Here is a 1,483-nt window from a genome sequence, read left to right on the forward strand (position 1 = left end):
GGAATGGGAAGTGATGAAGTCGATCGCGGCGAAGATCGGCTGCTCGCTGGAGACGCTGCGCCGGTGGTGCCGCGAGGAGGCGAGCCGACGAGCGGGGCCAGCGGCGCTGGCGGCGGATGACCGGGAATGGACTTGTAACGGATTTGCGCCGGTCACCTGAGCGATTAGAGTTCGCAACAGGAGACCGACGAGATGATCAAGCCCACAGAAGAGTTCAAGCAGGAGGCGGTGCGGATTGCGCTGACCAGCGGATTGCCCCGCGCCCGGGTCGCATCGGATTTGGGGATAGGGAAGTCGACGCTGGGCAAGTGGGTATCACAGTATCGGCCCAGTGATCTGGTTTCAGCGCCGCAGGCAGATCTGGCGCGTGAGAATGAACGCCTTCGCCTTGAGAACCGTGTACTGCGGGAGGAGAGGGAAGTATTAAAAAAGGCCACGCAGTTCTTCGCGAGCCAAAGGCCGTGAAGTTTGCTTTTGTGCATAGCTGGCGGCACCGGTGGCCCGTTGAACTGCTCTGCCGTGTCATGCTTGTCAGTGAGCGCGGCTATCGATCCTGGCGCTCGAGACCGATCAGCCAACGTGCGCGCACGGATATGAAAGTGCTGGCACATATCCGGGAACAGTATCGCCTCAGCCTTGGCAGCTATGGTCGTCCGAGGATGACAATGGAACTCAAGGAGGTCGGCCTCGCCGTTGGCGAGCGCCGGGTCGGTCGGCTGATGAAGATCAACGGGATCAAGCCTGTCCGCACCCGCAGGCACAAGGTGACAACGGACAGCCATCATCGCCTGGGGGTCGCAGCGAACTGGCTGGACGGCGACTTCGCCGCCGATGCGCCCAACCGTAAATGGGCAGGCGACATCACCTATATCTGGACGTCGGAGGGCTGGCTCTATCTTGCCGTCATTCTCGACCTGCATAGCCGTCGCGTCGTTGGCTGGGCAGTCAGCGACAGGATGAAGAAGGATCTGGCGATCAGGGCGCTGGATATGGCGGTGCGCCTGCGCCAGCCTCCAGAAGGCTGCCTTTTTCATTCGGATCGCGGCAGCCAATATTGTTCTTACGACTATCAGAAAAAGCTGCAGGCCTATGGCCTGCGTCCATCGATGAGCGGCAAGGGAAATTGTTACGACAATGCCTCCGTCGAGACCTTCTTCAAATCCCTGAAGGCGGAACTCATCTGGCGGCAGAGCTGGCCAACGCGGCGTCAGGCGGAAGCTGCCATCTTCCAGTACATCAATGGATTCTACAACACCCGTCGCCGCCATTCATATCTGGGCGGCATCAGCCCGCTCGCATTCGAAGCCAGGGTGGCATAATGAGATAGGTGACCGGCGCAAATCCGTTACAAGTCCAGAACGCCTGAGGTTGCTGGAGCGCGAAGTGAAGGAACTACGCCGGGCCAACGAGATTTTGCGCAAGGCATCTGCGTATTTTGCGATGGCGGAGCTCGACCGCCCCGGGAGATGATGATGGCGTTCAT

General features: G+C 59.9%; 1 protein-coding gene and 1 pseudogene. Both read left to right on the forward strand.

What is annotated here, in order from left to right:
• The first annotated feature begins 192 nt into the window (after positions 1–192).
• Positions 193–1,319 (forward strand): IS3 family transposase gene (locus KRZ98_RS23090; protein ID WP_217675526.1). Its coding sequence is split into 2 segments (ribosomal slippage): positions 193–424 and positions 424–1,319, totalling 1,128 coding nucleotides; the frame shifts between segments, so codons are not numbered across the junction.
• 37 nt (positions 1,320–1,356) lie between these two features.
• Positions 1,357–1,483: pseudogene (locus KRZ98_RS23095) on the forward strand (IS3 family transposase); the annotation flags it as partial.

It is taken from the genome of Sphingobium sp. AS12 (genome assembly GCF_019097845.1).
In the GTDB taxonomy this organism is placed as follows: domain Bacteria; phylum Pseudomonadota; class Alphaproteobacteria; order Sphingomonadales; family Sphingomonadaceae; genus Sphingobium.